The sequence below is a fragment of the Streptosporangium sp. NPDC053982 genome (assembly GCF_055585205.1).
Genome location: NZ_JBVJKQ010000027.1, coordinates 23,852 through 41,503, shown reverse-complemented (window position 1 = coordinate 41,503; position 17,652 = coordinate 23,852). Strand labels below are relative to the sequence as shown.

At 72.8% G+C, this 17,652-nt stretch carries 15 protein-coding genes; 6 read left to right on the top strand and 9 right to left on the bottom strand.

Translation table 11 applies throughout. The features are described from left to right. Positions 1-125 precede the first annotated feature (125 nt). From ACZ6W9_RS35400 to ACZ6W9_RS35390, 3 genes are all read right to left on the bottom strand, one after another. Positions 126-572, bottom strand: coding sequence for a sterol carrier family protein (locus ACZ6W9_RS35400; RefSeq protein ID WP_362935914.1), 447 nt, complete (start codon positions 570-572; stop codon positions 126-128). Positions 573-732: 160 nt separating this feature from the next. Continuing rightward, on the bottom strand, positions 733-1,419 hold the full coding sequence (locus tag ACZ6W9_RS35395; RefSeq protein WP_362935917.1) for a response regulator transcription factor: 687 nt from the start codon (positions 1,417-1,419) through the stop codon (positions 733-735). Between the two features lie 154 nt (positions 1,420-1,573). Next, the gene (locus ACZ6W9_RS35390) at positions 1,574-2,617 is read right to left on the bottom strand and encodes a sensor histidine kinase (RefSeq protein ID WP_470121672.1); all 1,044 of its coding nucleotides are present in this window, start codon (positions 2,615-2,617) and stop codon (positions 1,574-1,576) included. A 208-nt stretch (positions 2,618-2,825) separates the two neighbouring features. On the opposite strand from ACZ6W9_RS35390, the gene ACZ6W9_RS35385 reads away from it, so the two are divergent. The 3 genes from ACZ6W9_RS35385 to ACZ6W9_RS35375 all read left to right on the top strand — a co-directional run bounded on the left by ACZ6W9_RS35385 (position 2,826) and on the right by ACZ6W9_RS35375 (position 5,220). Continuing rightward, on the top strand, positions 2,826-3,554 hold the full coding sequence (locus tag ACZ6W9_RS35385) for an ABC transporter ATP-binding protein (RefSeq protein WP_362935923.1): 729 nt from the start codon (positions 2,826-2,828) through the stop codon (positions 3,552-3,554). After that, positions 3,551-4,312: an ABC transporter permease gene (locus tag ACZ6W9_RS35380; protein ID WP_389970260.1), complete on the top strand. Its 762-nt coding sequence runs from the start codon at positions 3,551-3,553 to the stop codon at positions 4,310-4,312. The genes ACZ6W9_RS35385 and ACZ6W9_RS35380 overlap by 4 nt, the downstream gene beginning before the upstream one ends. A gap of 110 nt (positions 4,313-4,422) precedes the next feature. Then, positions 4,423-5,220, top strand: a complete 798-nt coding sequence (locus ACZ6W9_RS35375) for an ABC transporter permease (protein ID WP_389970257.1) — start codon at positions 4,423-4,425, stop codon at positions 5,218-5,220. Positions 5,221-5,424: 204 nt separating this feature from the next. Here ACZ6W9_RS35375 and ACZ6W9_RS35370 read toward each other — a convergent pair whose 3' ends face one another. Together ACZ6W9_RS35370 and ACZ6W9_RS35365 are read right to left on the bottom strand one after the other, a co-directional pair. Further along, positions 5,425-6,072, bottom strand: coding sequence for a hypothetical protein (locus ACZ6W9_RS35370; protein WP_389970255.1), 648 nt, complete (start codon positions 6,070-6,072; stop codon positions 5,425-5,427). A 568-nt stretch (positions 6,073-6,640) separates the two neighbouring features. Beyond that, positions 6,641-8,239: a DHA2 family efflux MFS transporter permease subunit gene (locus ACZ6W9_RS35365; RefSeq protein WP_470121669.1), complete on the bottom strand. Its 1,599-nt coding sequence runs from the start codon at positions 8,237-8,239 to the stop codon at positions 6,641-6,643. Between the two features lie 82 nt (positions 8,240-8,321). On the opposite strand from ACZ6W9_RS35365, the gene ACZ6W9_RS35360 reads away from it, so the two are divergent. Further along, positions 8,322-8,981: a TetR/AcrR family transcriptional regulator gene (locus ACZ6W9_RS35360; RefSeq protein ID WP_389970359.1), complete on the top strand. Its 660-nt coding sequence runs from the start codon at positions 8,322-8,324 to the stop codon at positions 8,979-8,981. Here ACZ6W9_RS35360 and ACZ6W9_RS35355 read toward each other — a convergent pair. Next, entirely contained in the window at positions 8,912-10,588 is a 1,677-nt protein-coding gene (locus tag ACZ6W9_RS35355) for an MFS transporter (protein WP_389970249.1), read from the bottom strand. The two genes, ACZ6W9_RS35360 and ACZ6W9_RS35355, sit on opposite strands and share 70 nt — an antisense overlap. A 187-nt stretch (positions 10,589-10,775) precedes the next feature. Between ACZ6W9_RS35355 and ACZ6W9_RS35350 the strand changes: the two genes are divergently transcribed. Together ACZ6W9_RS35350 and lpdA are read left to right on the top strand one after the other, a co-directional pair. Beyond that, complete coding sequence (locus tag ACZ6W9_RS35350; RefSeq protein ID WP_470121667.1) at positions 10,776-11,861, top strand: hypothetical protein; 1,086 nt, start codon at positions 10,776-10,778, stop codon at positions 11,859-11,861. Between the two features lie 364 nt (positions 11,862-12,225). Continuing rightward, positions 12,226-13,626 (top strand): dihydrolipoyl dehydrogenase, encoded by a 1,401-nt coding sequence (gene lpdA, locus ACZ6W9_RS35345; protein WP_362935944.1) that lies wholly within the window; start codon positions 12,226-12,228, stop codon positions 13,624-13,626. 207 nt (positions 13,627-13,833) lie between these two features. On the opposite strand, the gene purL is transcribed toward lpdA, so the two are convergent. The 3 genes from purL to ACZ6W9_RS35330 all read right to left on the bottom strand — a co-directional run bounded on the left by purL (position 13,834) and on the right by ACZ6W9_RS35330 (position 17,455). Beyond that, positions 13,834-16,020, bottom strand: coding sequence for a phosphoribosylformylglycinamidine synthase subunit PurL (purL, locus tag ACZ6W9_RS35340; protein ID WP_470121686.1), 2,187 nt, complete (start codon positions 16,018-16,020; stop codon positions 13,834-13,836). A 92-nt stretch (positions 16,021-16,112) separates the two neighbouring features. Continuing rightward, the gene (gene purQ / locus ACZ6W9_RS35335) at positions 16,113-16,796 is read right to left on the bottom strand and encodes a phosphoribosylformylglycinamidine synthase subunit PurQ (protein ID WP_362935947.1); all 684 of its coding nucleotides are present in this window, start codon (positions 16,794-16,796) and stop codon (positions 16,113-16,115) included. A gap of 218 nt (positions 16,797-17,014) precedes the next feature. Next, the gene (locus ACZ6W9_RS35330) at positions 17,015-17,455 is read right to left on the bottom strand and encodes an ATP-binding protein (RefSeq protein ID WP_470121664.1); all 441 of its coding nucleotides are present in this window, start codon (positions 17,453-17,455) and stop codon (positions 17,015-17,017) included. Positions 17,456-17,652 lie beyond the last annotated feature (197 nt).

The window sequence follows — 17,652 nt, the reverse complement described above, 5'->3', positions numbered from 1 at the left end:
TGATCGTGACACCTGTGACAGCCGTGACACCTGTGACAGCCGTGACACCTGTGACAGCCGTGACATGGCCGTGGCGGTCGTGAGGTGGCCGCGACGCCGTGACCGCCGTGGTCGCCGTGGACCCGTCAGGACACCGGGAGATGCGCCGACAGGTCGGCCCTGGCCCCGCTCGCGGAGACCTTCCCGGCGGCCATGGCCTCGGCCCATGTCGCCCGTCCGGTGGCGAGCTCCAGCCAGGTCCGCGCGTCGGTCTCGATCACGTTCGGCGGGGTGCCGCGGGTGTGCCGGGGTCCTTCCACGCACTGCACGGCGGCGTACGGCGGGACCCGCACCTCGACGGTCCGCCCGGGAGCCTCCGCCGCCAGCCGGTCCAGCAGGTGCCGTACGGCCAGCCGCGCGATCTCCCGCTCGGGCCGCAGACCGCGGTCGTAGGCCCGCAGCACCACCGGCACGCACGCGGCCAGCAGCGCCGCGGGGCTCTCCGGCCCGTCGTAGGGCGGCTCGTCGAGCGCGGAGAGCTGGGCGTCCAGCGCGGCGCGTACCTTGGCGGGATCGGGCTTGTGAGGTGGCACGCCCCCATCATGCCCGGCCCCGGGAGCGGCGCGGCCGGTGGGACACAGGCCGTCATGCCCGTCCCCGGGACGGTGACCGGTGGGACACAGGCCACCGTCCCGGGGACGGGAGCGGTGCGGCAGAGGAGTCGCCTCGGCCTCACGCCCGTCCGCGGAGGGGTCAGGCTCCGGCGCGGGGGGTCACGAGCCCGTGGTCGTAGGCGGCGATGACGAGGTGGACCCGGTCCCGCGCGCCGAGCTTGGCGAGCAGGTGGGAGATGTGGGTCTTCACGGTCTTGACGGAGATCGTGAGGTGGTCCGCGATCTCTCCGTTGGAGAGCCCGGCGCCGATGAGCGCGAGTATCTCGACCTCCCTGGCGGTGAGCGCGCCGACCGGCGCCTGCTCGCGGACGGCCGGCGTCCTCAGGTAGTGCTCGACGAGCCTGGTGAGGATCGAGGGGGCGAAGAGCGCCTCGCCGGAGTGGGCGCGCCGGATCGCGGCGATGAGCTCGCCGGGCTGGATGTCCTTGAGGAGGAACCCGGACGCCCCGGCGCGGAGGGCCTCGTGGACGTACTCGTCGAGTTCGAACATGCTGAGCACGAGGACCCGGGTCGCCGTCAGAAGCGGGTCGGCGCATATCCGGCGGGTGGCCTGAATGCCGTCGAGCACGGGCATCCGCACGTCCATCAGCACGACGTCGGGGCGGGCGGCCCGGACGGCGGTGAGCGCGCCGACGCCGTCGTCGGCCTGGCCCACGACCGTGAGGCCGGGGTCATGGTCGATGACCATGGCGAGGCTGCGCCGGAGGAGCGGCTGGTCGTCGACGAGCACGACCCGGATCGGGGGGTCACCGCCGTCCGCGGTCATGCCGCCTCCTCGCCAGGGATCACGTCGCCTCTCCTCCCGCGGTCACGCCGCCTTCGTTCGCGGTCATGCCCCTCTTCGCCCGGCATCACGCCGTCTCTCCGTCCGTGGTCATGCCGCCTTCTCGCCCGGCATCACGCCGTCTCTCCGTTCGCGGTCATGCCGTCTCTCCGTCCGGGATGCGGGCGGTGACGTGGAAACCGTGCCCGGCGTGCTCCGTGCCGAGGACGCCGCCGAGCGCGGACACCCGCTCGTTCAACCCGAGCAGGCCGTGACCGGCGCCGGGCCTGGCCGTCCAGTGGCCCATGGGTCCGTCGTCGTCGACGGTGACGACGACGGTGCCCGCGTCGCGGCGGAGACGCACCCGGACATCGGTGGGGCCGGCGTGCCGCGCGGCGTTGTCGAGGGCCTCACGGATCACCTTGCACACCGCCAGCTGGACGCCCGGCGACACCTCCCCGACCGGTTCGAGGTCGAGCCGGACGCGCAGCCCGGCGAGCCGCGCGGCCCGGACGATCCCGGGGACCCGGCTCAGGTCCTCCACGGGGTCGAGGGTCTCGGGCCCGTCGGTCCGGCGGAGTACGGCGAGCATGCGGCGCAGCTCGGTGGTGGCGTTCCGGCTCGCCTCCTCGATGTCAGCCAGAGCCTCCCGCGCCTCGCGGGCGGCGACGCCACAGGCGGTCTCACAAGCGGTGCCACAGGCGGTCTCACAAGCGGTCTCACAAGCGGTGCCACAGACGGTCTCACAAGCGGTGCCACAGACGGAGCCACAGGCGGTCTCACAGGCGGTGCCACGGGCCGCGTCGCGGGTGGCGTCACGGACCGCACCACGGGCCGAGTGACGGGTGGTGTCACCGGCATCGATGACGTGCCGGGCCGCGGCGGCGCGGACGGTGACGAACCCGAGGCCGTGGGAGACGATGTCGTGCAGGTCGCGGGCGACGCGCAGCCGTTCGACCAGCACCGCCTCGGACGCCGCCCACTCCGTGAGCCGGGCCTCGTGGGCGGCGCGCTCGGCGCGGCCCCGGCGGACGGCCCACACCGCGACGCCGAACGCCGTCACCGTGATCACCAGGGGCATGACGACCGCGAGGGGCCCTCTCGCCCCGACCGCGAGGAGGGCCACGGCCAGTACGGCGAAAGCCGTCCCGGCGAGATATCGCACGCGTGACCGCCACACCGGCCGTCCCGGAGTGTTCATCGCCACGATCCTACGGTTCGCCCGCCCCGGCGGCATCGGACCGGGGTCTGACGTTCCGTGGGCCGAGCCCGTCCCGGCGGGCCCGCTCCGGGACCGATGCGCCCACCCGGGTGGGGGCCGTTGGCTGGGTTCCGTGGATCCCCGCCGTGTCGGGGGTCCACGGAACGGAGCCCAGGGACGGCGACGATCCGGCGACGACGGGAGACACATGATCACGATCGACCAGGTCAGCAAACGACGGGGGAGCAAGCGGGTCCTCACCGAGGTCGGTTTCGAGGCCCGCCCCGGACGGGTGACCGGGTTCCTCGGCCCGAACGGGGCCGGGAAGTCGTCCACCCTGCGCATCCTCCTCGGCCTGGACCGCCCCGACGCCGGGGTCGCCCTCGTGGCGGGGCGGCCGTTCGCCCGGTTGCGCCGGCCCCTGACGACGGTGGGCGCGGTGCTCGACGGCAGCGGCGCGCACCGCTCCCGCACCGGCCGCGGGCACCTGCGCTGGATCGCCGCCTCCAACGGGCTGCCCCGTGCCCGGGTGGACGAGGTCCTCGACCTCGTCGGTCTCACCGAGGCCGCCGGGCGGCGTGTGGGCGGCTACTCGCTCGGGATGGGCCGGCGCCTCGCCCTCGCGGCGGCCCTGCTGGGCGATCCGCCGGTGCTGGTGCTCGACGAGCCGGTCAACGGGCTCGACCCCGAGGGCATCCGCGCGCTCCGCGGGCTCCTCCGGGACCGCGCCGCGGCCGGCGGGACCGTGCTGCTGTCCAGCCACCTCATCGGTGAACTGGCCGAGACCGTCGACGACGTCGTGGTCATCGACCGCGGACGTGTCGTGGGGCTGGGCACCCTCGCCGAGGTCACCGGCGCCCACCGCAGCCTTGAGGACGCGTTCTTCGCCCTCACCTCGGGCGCGGATCTCCGAGCCGGGTACGGGGGCCGGCCGTGAGAGCGTTCCACGCGGAACTCCGCAAGCTCTCCGGGATCCCGTCGGCGTGGGTGGCGGTCGTGGTCGGCCTGGTCGTTCCCTTCGCCATCGCGGCCCTCAACGCCGGGGCACGGAACTCCGGCCGGGCCGCGGGGGGCTCCGACCCGGCCGGCGTCGACGCCGGGTTCCAGGAACTGGCCTTCGGCGTCATCGGCGTGATCATCCTCGGGGTCGTCGCGGCGAGCAGCGAGTACTTCGCCGAGGGAGGGGACTCGGCGGGCAGCCGGCAGATCACGGCGAGCCTGACCGCGGTGCCGTCCCGCGTCGGGTTCCTCGCCGCGAAGGCGGGTGCTCTGGCGTTGTCCGCCGCCGTCCTCGCCGTCGTCTCCACGGCGGCCACGCTCGCCGTCAGCCGGGCCGCGTCCGGAGGACCCGCGGCGCCGCTCGTCCTCGCGGACGCGCCGCGTGCCCTCGGCGTGGTCGCCTACTGGGTGCTGACCGCGCTGCTCGCCCACGGCCTCGCCCTCCTCACCCGCGGCGGCGTGGTGCCCCTCGTCGTGCTCATCCTGAACACCTCCGTCGTCAGCGTCACCTACCTGCTGACCCGGGTCACACCTCTGGCGAACTACCTGCCCGACATGGCCGGGGCACGGATGTTCATCCGGACGTTCCGGTCGTCCGTGGAGATCACGCCCCTCGTCGGCGGCGCCGTCATGGCCGCCTGGACCCTCGCGCTGCTCGGTGTCGCCGCCGCCGTCTTCCTCCGGAGGGACGCGTGACCGCCGCCGCCCGGTTTCCGGGGCCGGGCCCGTCCGGCGCTGCCGGCCCTTCCGGCAGGTCCGGCTCGACCCATCCTTCGGGCGGATCCGGTGGATCAGGTGGATCCGAGATGTCCGGCAGGCCCGACCCATCGGGCGTGTGCGGGATGTCCGGGGTGTCCGGCCTGCGCGCCGCGGCCCGCACGTTCCACGCGGAGGTCCTGAAGCTCCTCACCCTCCCGGCGCTGTACCTGACGGCCGCGGTCACCTGGGCGGCCACCCCGCTCCTCGCGGTCGCGTACGTCTCGGCCGCCGCCCGGGGAGGAGGCGGGTCCGGCACGGGGCAGGACGCGGGTCTGGCCCCGGTCGGATACGCGCAGGCCGGGTTCGTCGTCCTCGGCGTCCTCGCCGCCGCCTCCGAGTACCGGGGCGGGCAGATCAGGACGACGTTGACGTGCGTCCCCCGCCGGGTCGAGGCGCAGCTCGCGAAGGCGGCGGCCCTGGCCGTGACGGCCCTTCCCGTCGCCGTGGCGACCGCCGCGTCCGGCGTCCTCGCCGCCCACGCCGCGCATGCTCCGCCGTACGGCGCCGCCGTGCCGGTGGACGTGCCGGGAGCGGTCCGGGCCGTGGCGGGGGCGGCCGTCTACCTCGTCCTCACCGTGCTGCTCTCCTCCGCCGTCGCGACGTTGACGCGCGGGACGATTCCTGCCGTCACGGTGCTCCTCGGGCACTACTTCGTCGTCGGCCCCTATCTGGACGGCCGGACCGCACTCGCCGCGTACCTGCCCGGCACCGCCGGTCTGTGGCCCGGCGGCGGCGCGGACGTCGGCGGGGTGCCAGGCACAGGGGGGAGGTGGGTCGTCGTCACCGGGTGGACCGTCGCCGCGCTCTGCGTCGCGATCGTCTCGTTCCGGCGCCGGGACGCGTAGGGTCCCGGCGCACGGCCGTAACGCCGGACTCCGCACCGTCATATGACCGCACCGCCGTACAGTCGCGCCCTCGGATCCGGCCGCATCTCCGTACCGTTGTACGGGCGCGCCGCCGGGTCCCGTCCGCGCGGTGCGGCCCGCCCGGCTGACGGCCTCCGGGTTCACCGCTCCGGGAGGCGCCGCGCGTCCGGGAGGCGCCGGGCGTCAGGAGAGATGGCGGCCCGCCGGAGGTTCCGGGTCGGCGGCGCACCGGACGAGCCGGAGGCACGGATCGAAGAACTGCCAGATGCTGAACCTGCGGACGATCAGGGGCGCCGAGTCCCGGCCGACCACCCGGATGTGCCTGATGCGGGTCCTGAGGTTCATCGTGACCTTCACGCACCTCAGGCAGACCTCGTGGAAGCCCGGCAGGGCGTAGTAGGAGATCTGGGCGGCGCGGTGTCCCAGGCCCCTGTTCGACAGGCCCAGTCCGACCTCCCGGTAGATCCGGCGCGACCCTTTCAGGTTGAAGGCGGTCGAGCCGATGAGCGCGTGGTTCGCCGTCTTGGGACAGTGCACGAATATCCGGACGCTGCTTGCCTGACGGGGGTCGAAGGGCAGGACCCGGAGCGACGGGACCTTCTTCAACGGCCCGGGGATGTGGTTGCGTCCCCCGGTGAACGGTGTGGACACCGTCTGGTCGATCCGTGCCCTGACGTAGGCCGTGCTCGTGGCGCTGGCCGTGGCCGTGGCCGTGGCGGTGGCGGTGGCGCTCGCACTGGTACTCGGACTAGGGCTGGCACTGGCGCTCGGACTGGTACTGGCACTGGCGTCGGGACCGGCGCTCGGGGTGGCGCTCGCGCTTGAGCTCATGCCCGGATCGGCGCTCACACCCGCGCCCGTGCCGACGCGAGGGGTTTCACTCCTCCGGGCACCGGGGCCGGTGGCCGGACGCCCGCCCGCGCCGGGACCGGCGCCGGGGTTCGCGAGTGCTCTCGAACGGTTCGTGAGCGTTCCCGGGCGGTTCGCGAGTGCTCCCGGGCGGTTCGCGAGCGCTCCGGGGCTGGGGGCGGGAACAGCCGCGGAGCCGGGCGCGAGTGCGCCGGCGACCGGGGCGGTGCCGGGCCAGGTCACGACGGCCGGGACCGCCAGGAAGGCGGCGGCCACCCCGGTGCCGACGACGAGACGCATGCGATCCTCCTGCCCGGACGGGTGCCCGTGCCGGTGGAGTGCTTCCGCCGGGCACGGCACGGGTGACGGTGGAGGGTGCTTCGCCGGGGCCACGCTCCGCGGGTCTCCGCCATGGCGTGGATCCACGGCCCGGGCCCCGGGCGATCCGGGCGAGAGCGCCCGGATCATCGCCCTGACCAGGCTGTTCGTCTTAATTATGTGTGCCCTGTCGCGAAAAAAGGGGAGGCACGCTGATCCGGCGTGCCGCGCCCTACCCGATCGGCGCCCCGGCGTTCGCGGTCCCGGCGGGCTCGGCCCCGGGCCCGACTTCGGTCCCGGGTCCGACTCCGGCGGTCTCGGCTCCGGACACCGCTCCGGCTACGGCCAAGGTTCCGGCGGGCTCGGCCCCGGGCACGGCTCCGGTCGCCGTCTCCGCTTCGGTCCGGGATCCGGTGGCTTCCGCGGGCTCGGCCCCGGGGACGGAGGGCCGGGCCGTCCGCAGGGCGAACAGGCTGATCGGCACGCCGGCCAGCACGATCGCCGCCGACACCACCAGCGCGTACCCGTAGGCGTCCAGGAAGGCCGCCGCCGGGGTGGCGCCGTCCGCGAGAAGCGAGCCCTGCCGGGTGCTGAGGATCGCGCCGAGGACCGTGACGCCGAGCAGCCCGAACACCTGCCGGAAGACGTTCAGCGCCCCCGAGGCGACCCCGGCGCGGCCGGCGGGCAGCGCGCCCAGGATGGCGGTGGTCAGCGGCACCAGCAGTCCGGCGCCGAGCCCGTAGAGCACGAACCACGGCAGCAGGTCGGCGAACGAGCCGCCCTCCCCGACGAAGGAGATCCCGAAGACCGCCACGGCCATCAGCAGCATCCCCGCGGCCACGGTGCGCGCGGTCCCGAGCCGTACGGTGACCCGGGGCGCGACCGCCGCGACCACCGACATGACCAGCGCCATCGGCACGAACGACGCCCCGGCCTCGGTGGGCGAGAACCCCAGCGCGTTCTGCAGGTACAGCGCGGTGAAGAAGTAGATCCCGAACACCGCGAACGACCACAGCCCCGTCACCAGGGTGCCGCCGCTGAACACCCGTGACCGGAACAGGGACAGGTCGATCATCGGTTCGGGCGTCCGGAGCTCGACCGTGACGAAGACCAGCGCCGATGCCAGCGCGAGGCCGAACGCGCCGAGGATCTCCGGCGAGGTCCAGCCGCTCTTCCCGCCCTCGATGAGGGCGTACGTCAGGGAGACCATCGCCAGGCTCGACGTGACGATACCGGGCAGGTCGAGGCGGCGCCGTACCGGATCCCGGGGGGTGGCCGTGATGGCCCACAGGCCGAGCCCGAAGGCCGCGATCCCGATCGGGACGTTGATCAGGAAGATCCACCCCCAGTGCCACCGCTCGCTGATCAGCCCGCCGGTCAGCGGCCCCAGGGCCATGGCCAGCGCGCCGACCGCGCTCCACAGGCCGACCGCGTTCGCGCGTTCTTTGGGATCGGGGAAGACCGTGGTCAGCAGGGCGAGGGCGGTGGGCGCCAGGAGGGCTGCGCCGACACCCTGGAACACCCGGGTGGCGGTCAGCACGCCGCCGTCAGTGGCCAGGCCGGCGGCGAGGGAGGACAGGGTGAAGGCGGTGAGGCCGATCAGGAAGACCCGCCGCCGCCCGAACAGGTCGGCCAGCCGTCCGCCGGCCAGCATCAGCCCGGCCGAGACGAGGACGTACACGCTCACGACCCATTCCAGGCCCGAGACGTCCAGTGAGAGGTCCCGCTGGATCGTCGGCAACGCGACGTTGACCACGTTGTTGTCCAGATAGGTCATGAAGGTGGCGAGGGAGATCGCCCCCAGCGCCCACCACCTGCGATCTTGCGACATGTCAGCTCCTCTACGCCGTACTTGTACGATGTACATGTACAGCGCACAATGGAACCTGTACCGCGTATAGTTGTCAAGCGTGATGGGAAAACTGACGCGTGAGGCGGTCGTCGAGCGGGCGCTGGAGATCGGTGACGCCGAAGGGCTTCAGGCGGTCACCATCCGGCGGCTCGCCCAGGAGCTGGGCGTCACGCCGATGGCGCTGTACTGGCACTTCAAGAACAAGGAACAACTGGTGATCGGCATGGCCGACCATCTGGTCGAGGGTTTCGAGATCACCCACGACGGCTCCCGCGCGTGGCAGGAGCAGCTCCGCGAACTCGTCGGCCGCCTGATCCGGGTGCTGCGGCGTCACCCCTGCGCGGAGGACGTGCTGAAGGAGGTCGACAAGATGGACGTGCCGGCCTTCCTGCGGGTGTGGGACACCGCCCTCGGCCTGGCCCTGCGCGCCAGGTTCGGCCCCCAGGAGAGCTGCCTGATCACCCGGTACATCCTCCAGGGGGCCATCGCCCTCGCCGGAGGCTCGACGGAGCACTTCCCGGGCAGGCCGGACGAGGAGCGCGAGGAACGCGTACGCCTCAAGCGCGTCCGCTTCCAGTCGCTTCCGCCGGACGCCTACCCGACCATCGTGCGGATGGCCGAACCCCTCTCCGAGGGAGGCGACGCCGAGCTCTACGACGCGTTCGGCGTGGACCTGCTGCTGTCCGGCATCGAGTCGATGGCGGCCCGGCTCGGCGACTGAGCGCCGTACGTCCCGGATATGCCGTACGCCCCGGACGATCCGGACGGTCCGCCGCCGTTCCCGCCGCGCCGCCGCGGCCGGGCGAGCGCCGCGCACACGGCCCCGCACAGCGCGACGCCCAGCAGTACGGCGTAGGTGTTGCGGAAGCCGGTCATCAACTGCTCCACGGCGGCGGGAGAGACACGGGAGAGCGTGCCCGCGTACACCCGGCCGCGCAGCTCGGCGCTGACCGGCCCGGTCAGCACGCTCAGCGTGAGCGCCACGCTGAGCACGATCCCGACGTTCATGATCATGAGCCGGAAACCGTTCACCAGACCGAGGTTGCCGGCCGGCAGCGCGGCCATGACCTGGGTGGTGTTGCCGGTGAGGAACGTTCCGCTGCCGCACCCGCACAGGAACAGTCCCACCCCCACGACCCAGTACGGCGTGCCCGGCGCGGCGGACGGCATCAGTACGGCGAGCCCGGCGGCGCTCAGCAGCGCCCCTCCGACGGACAGCGCGTGCGGGGAGATCCGGCGGCCCAGGGCGCCGGCGAGCGGCGAGGCGACGGCCATGCCGACCGGGACCGGCAGGACGGACAGGGCGGCGGTGATCGGCCCGGCGTCCCTGGCGGCCCGGAAGTAGAGGGCGGCCAGCAGGATGAGCGACGCGCGGGCCAGCGCGTTGCAGAACGAGGCGGCGTTGGCGAAGGCCAGCATGCGCTCACCGAACAGCCGGACGTCGAGCACCGGCCGCGCGGCCCGGCGCTCCACCGCCACCAGCACCGGCACCAGGACCACCGCGACGACGGCGCCGGCGAGCGCGACGGGGCTGGACGGGCCGCGCGACCCCGCCTCCGACAGCGCGACGAGCGCGGCCGACAGCATGGCGAAGACGACCAGGTTCCCGGCCGCGTCCACCGGCTCGCGGGGGCCGGGGGCGACCCGGCGCAGCACGAACGCGCCCCAGACGAGGGCGAGCAGACCGGCGGGGACGTTCATCCAGAAGATCCACCGCCAGCCCGCCGTCTCGGCGACCAGGCCGCCCAGCGTGGGGCCGGCGAGCTGGGCGACGGAGAGGGTTCCGATGTAGACGCCCATGCCCTGGCTGAGCCGGTCGGGCGGGAAGGCGGCGGTGATGATCACCGTTCCGTTGGCCAGGATCATCGACGCCCCGATCGCCTGTACGGCCCGCATGGCGATCAGGAACCACACCCCCGGGGAGAGCCCGGCCAGCAGCGACCCCGCGGTGAAGAGCGCGAAACCCGCCAGGTAGACCTCCCTGCGCCCGAGCAGGTCGGCCACCCGGCCGAAGAACACCAGGCTGGCGGTGTTGACCAGCATGAAGGCCAGCAGGATCCACCCCGCGGCGAACGCGTCGGCATGGAAGTGCCCGACCACCTCGGGGAGCGCCACGTTGAGCGTGTTCCCCGCCACGCCGATCAGCACCAGGCCGAGACCGGTCACGGAGCAGACCAGCCACGCGTGGCGGAGCCGGGCGGCGTACTCGGGCGAGCCCGGCGTGTCCCGCGGGTCCGGCCGGTCCGGCGCGTTCCGCAGGTTCGGTGTGTCCGGCGGGTCCGAGGCTGCCCGGTCGCCGGGACGCGGGTCCTGGGGGGCGGAGACCATGCCGCCAGTCTGACGTACGGCGTGCCGGCGGCCCGGCCCCGGCGGCCAGACCGGACCGTAGCCGGTGGAGGACATACGGTGATGCCGAACTGTGATGTTTGCCACGTCATCTTTTGGAACGGTTCAAACGTGTATCAAGCGTATCCATAGATCACGCCAGTCCCTGGCGTCGCAGAAAGGAAGCCCAGTGGCTATTAAGTTGCCGGGCAGGCGCGCGATCACCGTCACGGCCGTCGGAATGCTGGCCGGAACGATGCTGACGGTCGGTGGCGGCAGCGCCGTCGCATCCTCGGCGGGCGAGGAGATCCACGCGTGCGTGAACAAGAAGACGCGCTACGCGCGCATCGTCAACGCCTCGGCCAGGTGCCGGACCACCGAGGTCCGGGTGACCTGGGGCGGGGAGGGCGGCGGCTCCCAGACCGTGAGCACCGCCGGCCCTCAGGGTCCCCAGGGTCCGCAGGGCAGGCCCGGTCCCGCCGGTCCGCAGGGTCCCCAGGGGCCGCGCGGCCTCCAGGGCAAGCAGGGTCCGCAGGGCGTGCCCGGTAAGGACGGTGCTCCCGGGGCGAAGGGTGAGCAGGGCGAGCGCGGCCTGCCCGGCAAGGACGGCAAGGACGGCCAGGACGGCGCTCCGGGCAAGGACGGTGCTCCCGGCAAGGACGGCGCCCCCGGCAAGCAGGGCGAGCGCGGCCTCCAGGGTCCCCGCGGCCTCCAGGGTCCCCGCGGCCTCCAGGGTGAGCGCGGTCTTCCGGGCAAGGACGGCCTCCCGGGTAAGGACGGTGCTCCCGGGGCGAAGGGCGAGCAGGGCGAGCAGGGCGAGCGCGGCCTGCCCGGCAAGGACGGTAAGGACGGCGCTCCGGGCAAGGACGGCACCCCCGGCAAGGACGGTCAGGACGGCGGCCTGGCGGCGGTCACGACCCGCCAGCAGAGCCAGCTCTTCAAGAGCGACGGATCCGTCTCGGTGAACTGCCAGGCCGGCGAGCTGGCCACCGGCGGCGGTTACTCCATCACCGGTGACGACAACTTCTCGATCGTGGCGTCGATGCCCAGCGGCAACGGCTGGTCGGCGAAGGTGAACAAGACCGGCCTCTTCCTCTCCGGGAACGGCTCCCAGGAGTCCGCCAAGAGCAGCTCTCCCGACTCCACCGGCTCCGCCAGGAGCTCCTCCACCCCCAACCCCACCCCGGGGGCCGGCGGCAAGGCGCAGGGCCTCGCCGCGCAGACCTTCACCTCCGCCACGGTCACCGTCTACGTGGTCTGCGCCAAGAAGGGCTGACACCCCGTACAGGATCGATGCCCGTGAACGGGCGACGCTCCGGGCGTGAGCGTCTCGCGCGCCGTATGTGACGACCGGCCGGGTCTCCTTTCGGAGGGGAGAGGCGACCCGGCTGGTCCCGTGCCCACCGTGCCCACCTTCGGCCGTCGAAGGCCCGTGGACGGGCTGTGGACGGGCTGTGGACGGACGACATGCCATCCGGCCGGTCGTCCGGGCAGGCGGGACGGCAGGCGGGACGGGCCGGCGGTTCCGGTGCTCGGAGGCGAGGACGCCCGCCGGTTCCGGAGCCCGCGGGCATGCCGTTCCGCCGGTCTGTCCGACCACCCGGCGTTATCCGGTCGGAGCGTTGACTATTGTCCGGTTCATGAGCTCTCACTATGACGTCGTCGTTCTCGGTGCCGGCCCCGGCGGATACGTGGCCGCCGTCCGGGCCGCCCAGCTGGGCCTCCGCACCGCGATCGTCGAGGAGCGGTACTGGGGCGGTGTCTGCCTCAACGTGGGGTGCATCCCCTCCAAGGCCCTGCTGCGCAACGCCGAACTGGCCCACCTGTTCACCCACGAGGCCAAGACGTTCGGCATCCAGGTCGACGGCCAGGTCACCTTCGACTACGGCGCCGCCTTCCAGCGCAGCCGCAAGGTGGCCGACGGACGCGTCAAGGGCGTCCACTACCTGATGAAGAAGAACGGCATCACCGAGTACGACGGGCGCGGCACCTTCACCGACGCCAACACGATCGAGGTGGCCAAGAGCGACGGCGGCACCGAGACGGTGACGTTCGACCACTGCATCATCGCCGCCGGCGCGACCACGAGGCTGCTGCCGGGCACCTCGGTGAGCGACCGGGTCGTGACCTACGAGGAGCAGATCCTCACCGAGAAGCTCCCCGAGAGCATCATCATCGCCGGAGCGGGCGCGATCGGCGTCGAGTTCGCCTACGTGATGCGCAACTACGGCGTCAAGGTGACGATCGTGGAGTTCCTCGACCGCATCGTCCCGCTGGAGGACGAGGAGGTTTCGGCGGAGCTGGCCAAGCGCTACAAGCGGCTCGGCATCGAGGTGCTGACCTCGACGCGGGTGGAGTCCATCGACGAATCGGGCGACAAGGTGCGCGTGACGGTCTCGCGGGACGGCTCGCAGCAGGTCCTGGAGGCCGACAAGGTCATGCAGGCGATCGGCTTCCAGCCGCGCGTCGAGGGCTACGGGCTGGAGCGGACCGGGGTCGCGCTGACCGAGCGCGGGGCCATCGAGATCGACGGCCGGTGCCGTACGAACGTGCCGCACATCTTCGCCATCGGCGACGTGACCGCCAAGCTGATGCTCGCGCACACGGCCGAGGCCATGGGCGTCATCGCGGCGGAGACCATCGGCGACGCCGAGACGATGGAGCTCGACTACGTCATGATCCCGCGGGCGACGTACTGCCAGCCCCAGGTCGCCAGCTTCGGCTACACCGAGACGCAGGCCCGGGAGCTGGGCTACGACGTCAAGGTCGCGAAGTTCCCCTTCACCGCCAACGGCAAGGCCCACGGACTGGGCGACGCCACCGGGTTCGTCAAGCTCATCAGCGACGCCCGGTACGGCGAGCTGATCGGCGCCCACATGATCGGCCCGGACGTCACCGAGTTGCTGCCCGAGCTGACCCTGGCCCAGCAGTGGGACCTCACGGTCCACGAGGTGGCCCGCAACGTCCACGCCCACCCCACGCTCAGCGAGGCGGTCAAGGAGGCGGTCCACGGGCTCGCCGGCCACATGATCAACATGTGAGGCATCCGGGGGAGGCCGCCGGAGACGGCAGGGGAGGCGCGGGCCCGGCCCGCGCCTCCCCTTCGCTTTCTCCGGAGGACCGTTTTCCTCCGGAGGGCCGCCTGCTTCCGGAAGGCCGGCTCATTCCTGAGAGCCGCCTTCTTCCGGGAGGGGCCGGCCCTCAGGAAACGGCCGGCCCCTCCCGGAAGACCGGCCCCTTTGAAGAGATCAGCCGAAGATGCCCGGCAGGGTGGCCTCGTGGGTCTCCCGCAGCTCGGCGACCGGGATGGCCGGAACGCCCTCGACGGCCAGCGAGGAGCCGCCGGTGACGCCCAGGTTCAGGCAGGGCACCTCGTGGGCGGCGCACAGCTCGGCGAAGGCGTCGAAGGACTCGGGCCGCACCGTCACCAGCGCGCGCGCCGGCGACTCGCTGAACAGGTCGGTGAACGCGTCGTCACCCGGCAGCGAGACCGAGCAGCCGATGCCGTGGGCGAGGACGGCCTCGGCCAGCGCGACGGCCAGCCCGCCGTCGGACAGGTCGTGCGACCCGGTCAGCAGGCCCCGGGTGGCGGCGTCGGTCAGGACGCGGGCGAGGGCGCGCTCGGCCTCCAGGTTCGCCTGGGGCGGCAGGCCGCCGAGGTGGCCGTGGAGGACGTGGGCCCACTCCGAGCCGCCGAACTCCGGAAGGGTGTCACCCAGCAGGACGACCCGGTCGCCCTCGCCGGTGAAGCCGTTCCTGACCCGCAGGGCCACGTCGTCGATCACGCCCAGCACGCCGACGACCGGGGTCGGGTGGATCGCGGTGGTGCCCGTCTGGTTGTAGAACGACACGTTCCCGCCGGTCACCGGCACGCCGAGGGTCTTGCAGGCGTCGGCCAGGCCGCGGGTGGCCTCGGCGAACTGCCACATGACCTCCGGGTCCTCCGGGGAGCCGAAGTTCAGGCAGTCGGTCACCGCGAGCGGCCGCGCGCCGGTCACGGCGACGTTGCGGTACGCCTCCGACAGGGCGAGCTGGGCCCCGGCGTAGGGGTCGAGGCGGGCGTAGCGGCCGTTGCCGTCGGTGGCCAGCGCGATGCCCCGGACCGTCTCCTCGGCGCCCGGCATGACCTCGCTGATCCGCAGCACGCCCGCGTCGGCGGGCTGGGCCAGCACGGTGTTGCCCCGGACGTAGCGGTCGTACTGGGAGGTCACCCACTCCTTCGACGCGAGGTTCGGCGAGCCGAGCAGCGTGAGCAGCGTCGCCCGCAGGTCGTCGGGGCGCGGCAGGCGGGCCGGGTCGTCGGCGTTCAGCGCGGCCTGGCCGGCGGGCTCGTGGAACGGCCGCTCGTAGACCGGGCCCTCGTCGGCGGCGGTGCCCGGCGGGATGTCCACGATGGTCTCGCCGTACCAGGTCATCACCAGTCGGCCGCCGTCGGTGACCTCGCCGATGACGGTGGCGGGGATGTCCCACTTGGCGCAGATCGCCATGAAGGCGTCGATGTCGTCGGGGGTGACGACCGCCATCATGCGCTCCTGCGACTCGCTCATCAGGATCTCCTCGGGCCGCAGCGACGGGTCGCGCAGCGGGACGAGGTCGAGCCGGACGTCCATGCCGCCGGTGCCCTTGGCCGCGAGCTCGGTGGTGGCGCAGGAGACGCCGGCCGCGCCGAGGTCCTGGATGCCGACGACCACGTCGGCCTGGTACAGCTCCAGGCAGCACTCGATCAGCAGCTTCTCCATGAACGGGTCGCCGACCTGGACGCTGGGCCGCTTGGCCTGCGACTCGTCCTCGAAGGTCGCGCTGGCCAGCACGGACGCGCCGCCGATGCCGTCGGGGCCGGTCAGCGCGCCGAACAGCACGACCTTGTTGCCCGGCCCGGGGGCGGTGGCCAGCTTGATCTGGTCCTTGCGGAGCAGGCCCACGCACAGGGCGTTGACCAGCGGGTTGCCGATGTAGCAGGGGTCGAAGACGACCTCGCCGCCGATGTTGGGCAGGCCCAGGCAGTTGCCGTAGTGGCTGATGCCCTCCACCACGCCGGGCAGCACCCGCCGGGTGTCGGGGGCGTCGGCCGCGCCGAACCGCAGGGCGTCCATCACCGCGATCGGCCGGGCGCCCATCGACATGATGTCGCGGACGATGCCGCCGACGCCGGTCGCCGCGCCCTGGTGCGGCTCGACGTACGACGGGTGGTTGTGCGACTCGATCTTGAAGGTGGCGGCCCAGCCGTCGCCGATGTCCACCACGCCGGCGTTCTCGCCCATGCCGACGAGCAGCGCGTCGGAGGCGGGGGCCTTGGCGCCGAACTGGCGCAGGTGCACCTTGGAGGACTTGTAGGAGCAGTGCTCGCTCCACATGACGCTGTAGATGGCCAGCTCCGAGCTCGTCGGGCGGCGGCCGAGGATCTGCCGGACCCGCTCGTACTCGTCGGTCTTCATGCCCAGCTCGGCGTACGGCTGGCGCTCGTCGGGGGTGTCCTCGGCCCGCTTGACGGTGTCGAGGGTCACGCCGTGCTCGCCGGGTCGCTCGCTCACAGGTTCACCAGCCTCTTCAGGATCGAGGAGAAGAATCCGCGGCCGTCCGTGCTCGGGGCGCCGGTGAGGTCCTCGACCGCGTGCTCGGGGTGGGGCATGAGACCGACGATGTTGCCCGCCTCGTTGCGGATGCCCGCGATGTCGTTCATGGAGCCGTTGGGGTTGCCCCCGGCGTAGCGGAAGACGACCTGGCCACCGGCCTCCAGCGCCGCCAGGGTCGCCGCGTCGGCGACGTAGCGGCCCTCGCCGTGCTTGATCGGCAGCACGATCTCCTGGCCCTCGGTGAAGTCGGAGGTCCAGGGGGTGCCGGTGCTCTCGACGCGGACGCGCTGGTCCCGGCAGATGTAGTGGAGTCCGGCGTTGCGCATCAGCGCGCCGGGCAGCAGGTGGGCCTCGCAGAGGATCTGGAAGCCGTTGCAGGTGCCGAGGACCGGGAGCCCGGCCCTCGCGGCGGGGATCAGCTCCTCCATCAGCGGCGCGAACCGGGAGATGGCCCCGCACCGGAGGTAGTCGCCGTAGGAGAACCCGCCGGGCAGGAAGACCGCGTCCACCCCCTTGAGGTCGGGGTCCGCGTGCCAGAGCGGCACGGCCTCGCCACCGGCGTGCCGTACGGCACGGGCCGCGTCCTGATCGTCAAGAGTCCCGGGAAAAGTGACGACGCCCACGCGGGCAGCACTCATGACAGCGTTCCCCTCCACAAACGAGCGCCGCGCCGGCCGTCTCACCCAGCGGACGGCGGTCTGCGGCGGTGCGCCCAGGCTATCCGCTCGCCGGAGATGAGGACGCACGGGATCCGTCCGATCGCACAACCCGCCGCATCCCACGGAGGCGCACCTTGGAGGATCGCACAAACCGTCCCTGTCAGGTCACACCCGGAAAGGCCCGGCCGTACGGCGGGTCAGACGGCGGCGAGCGCCCGCTGACGGGGGATGACCGGCTCGTCGTCCCAGGCCAGGTGCTTGCACAGGTGCACGGTGGTCCCCTGGCCGGGGGTGATGCCGAAGGAGATCTCGTCCACCACGGCCTGCATGATCAGGATGCCCCGGCCGTGCTCGGCGTCCGTCGGGGGATACTGCTCGGGCACCCTCGGCAGCCCGTGGCCGCGGTCGATGATGCGGACGTCGCAGCGGCCGTGCCCGATCGAGACCTCGACCAGATAGCGGTTGGCGGGCCCGCCGTGACGGACCGCGTTGGCGCACGCCTCGGTCACCGCGAGGAGGATGTCGGAGACGCAGCTCTCGGCGACGCCGAGCGAACGCAGGGCGTCGCCCAGCGCCCGCCGGACCATGGGAATACCCATGGCCTCCCTCGGCAGTGCCAATGAGAACTCGATATCCACCGGATTCCTCCCGGGGCCAGACGTCACCCTGTCAAGGCTTCCCCACAGATTCCGGGCTAACCGCAAAATAACCCTGATCTTATTTAGCGTTGGTCAAGCCGTGGGATTACGGCCATCCATCACGGAACCCTCCCGGCGGAATGCCGCGTGAACCGCGCCGTGGTGACACGGCGCGGTCCGGCGGGCGGAACACGCCG

Excerpts from the sequence above, each read along its gene's own strand:
- ACZ6W9_RS35395 (WP_362935917.1), bottom strand. The coding sequence starts at position 1,419 with ATGACCGCGGACGGCGGTGACCCCCCGATCCGGGTCGTGCTCGTCGAC.
- ACZ6W9_RS35390 (WP_470121672.1), bottom strand. The coding sequence starts at position 2,617 with ATGAACACTCCGGGACGGCCGGTGTGGCGGTCACGCGTGCGATATCTC.
- ACZ6W9_RS35385 (WP_362935923.1), top strand. The coding sequence starts at position 2,826 with ATGATCACGATCGACCAGGTCAGCAAACGACGGGGGAGCAAGCGGGTC.
- ACZ6W9_RS35375 (WP_389970257.1), top strand. The coding sequence starts at position 4,423 with ATGTCCGGCAGGCCCGACCCATCGGGCGTGTGCGGGATGTCCGGGGTG.
- ACZ6W9_RS35370 (WP_389970255.1), bottom strand. The coding sequence starts at position 6,072 with ATGAGCTCAAGCGCGAGCGCCACCCCGAGCGCCGGTCCCGACGCCAGT.
- ACZ6W9_RS35365 (WP_470121669.1), bottom strand. The coding sequence starts at position 8,239 with ATGTCGCAAGATCGCAGGTGGTGGGCGCTGGGGGCGATCTCCCTCGCC.
- ACZ6W9_RS35360 (WP_389970359.1), top strand. The coding sequence starts at position 8,322 with ATGGGAAAACTGACGCGTGAGGCGGTCGTCGAGCGGGCGCTGGAGATC.
- ACZ6W9_RS35355 (WP_389970249.1), bottom strand. The coding sequence starts at position 10,588 with ATGGTCTCCGCCCCCCAGGACCCGCGTCCCGGCGACCGGGCAGCCTCG.
- lpdA (WP_362935944.1), top strand. The coding sequence starts at position 12,226 with ATGAGCTCTCACTATGACGTCGTCGTTCTCGGTGCCGGCCCCGGCGGA.
- purL (WP_470121686.1), bottom strand. The coding sequence starts at position 16,020 with ATGAAGACCGACGAGTACGAGCGGGTCCGGCAGATCCTCGGCCGCCGC.
- purQ (WP_362935947.1), bottom strand. The coding sequence starts at position 16,796 with ATGAGTGCTGCCCGCGTGGGCGTCGTCACTTTTCCCGGGACTCTTGAC.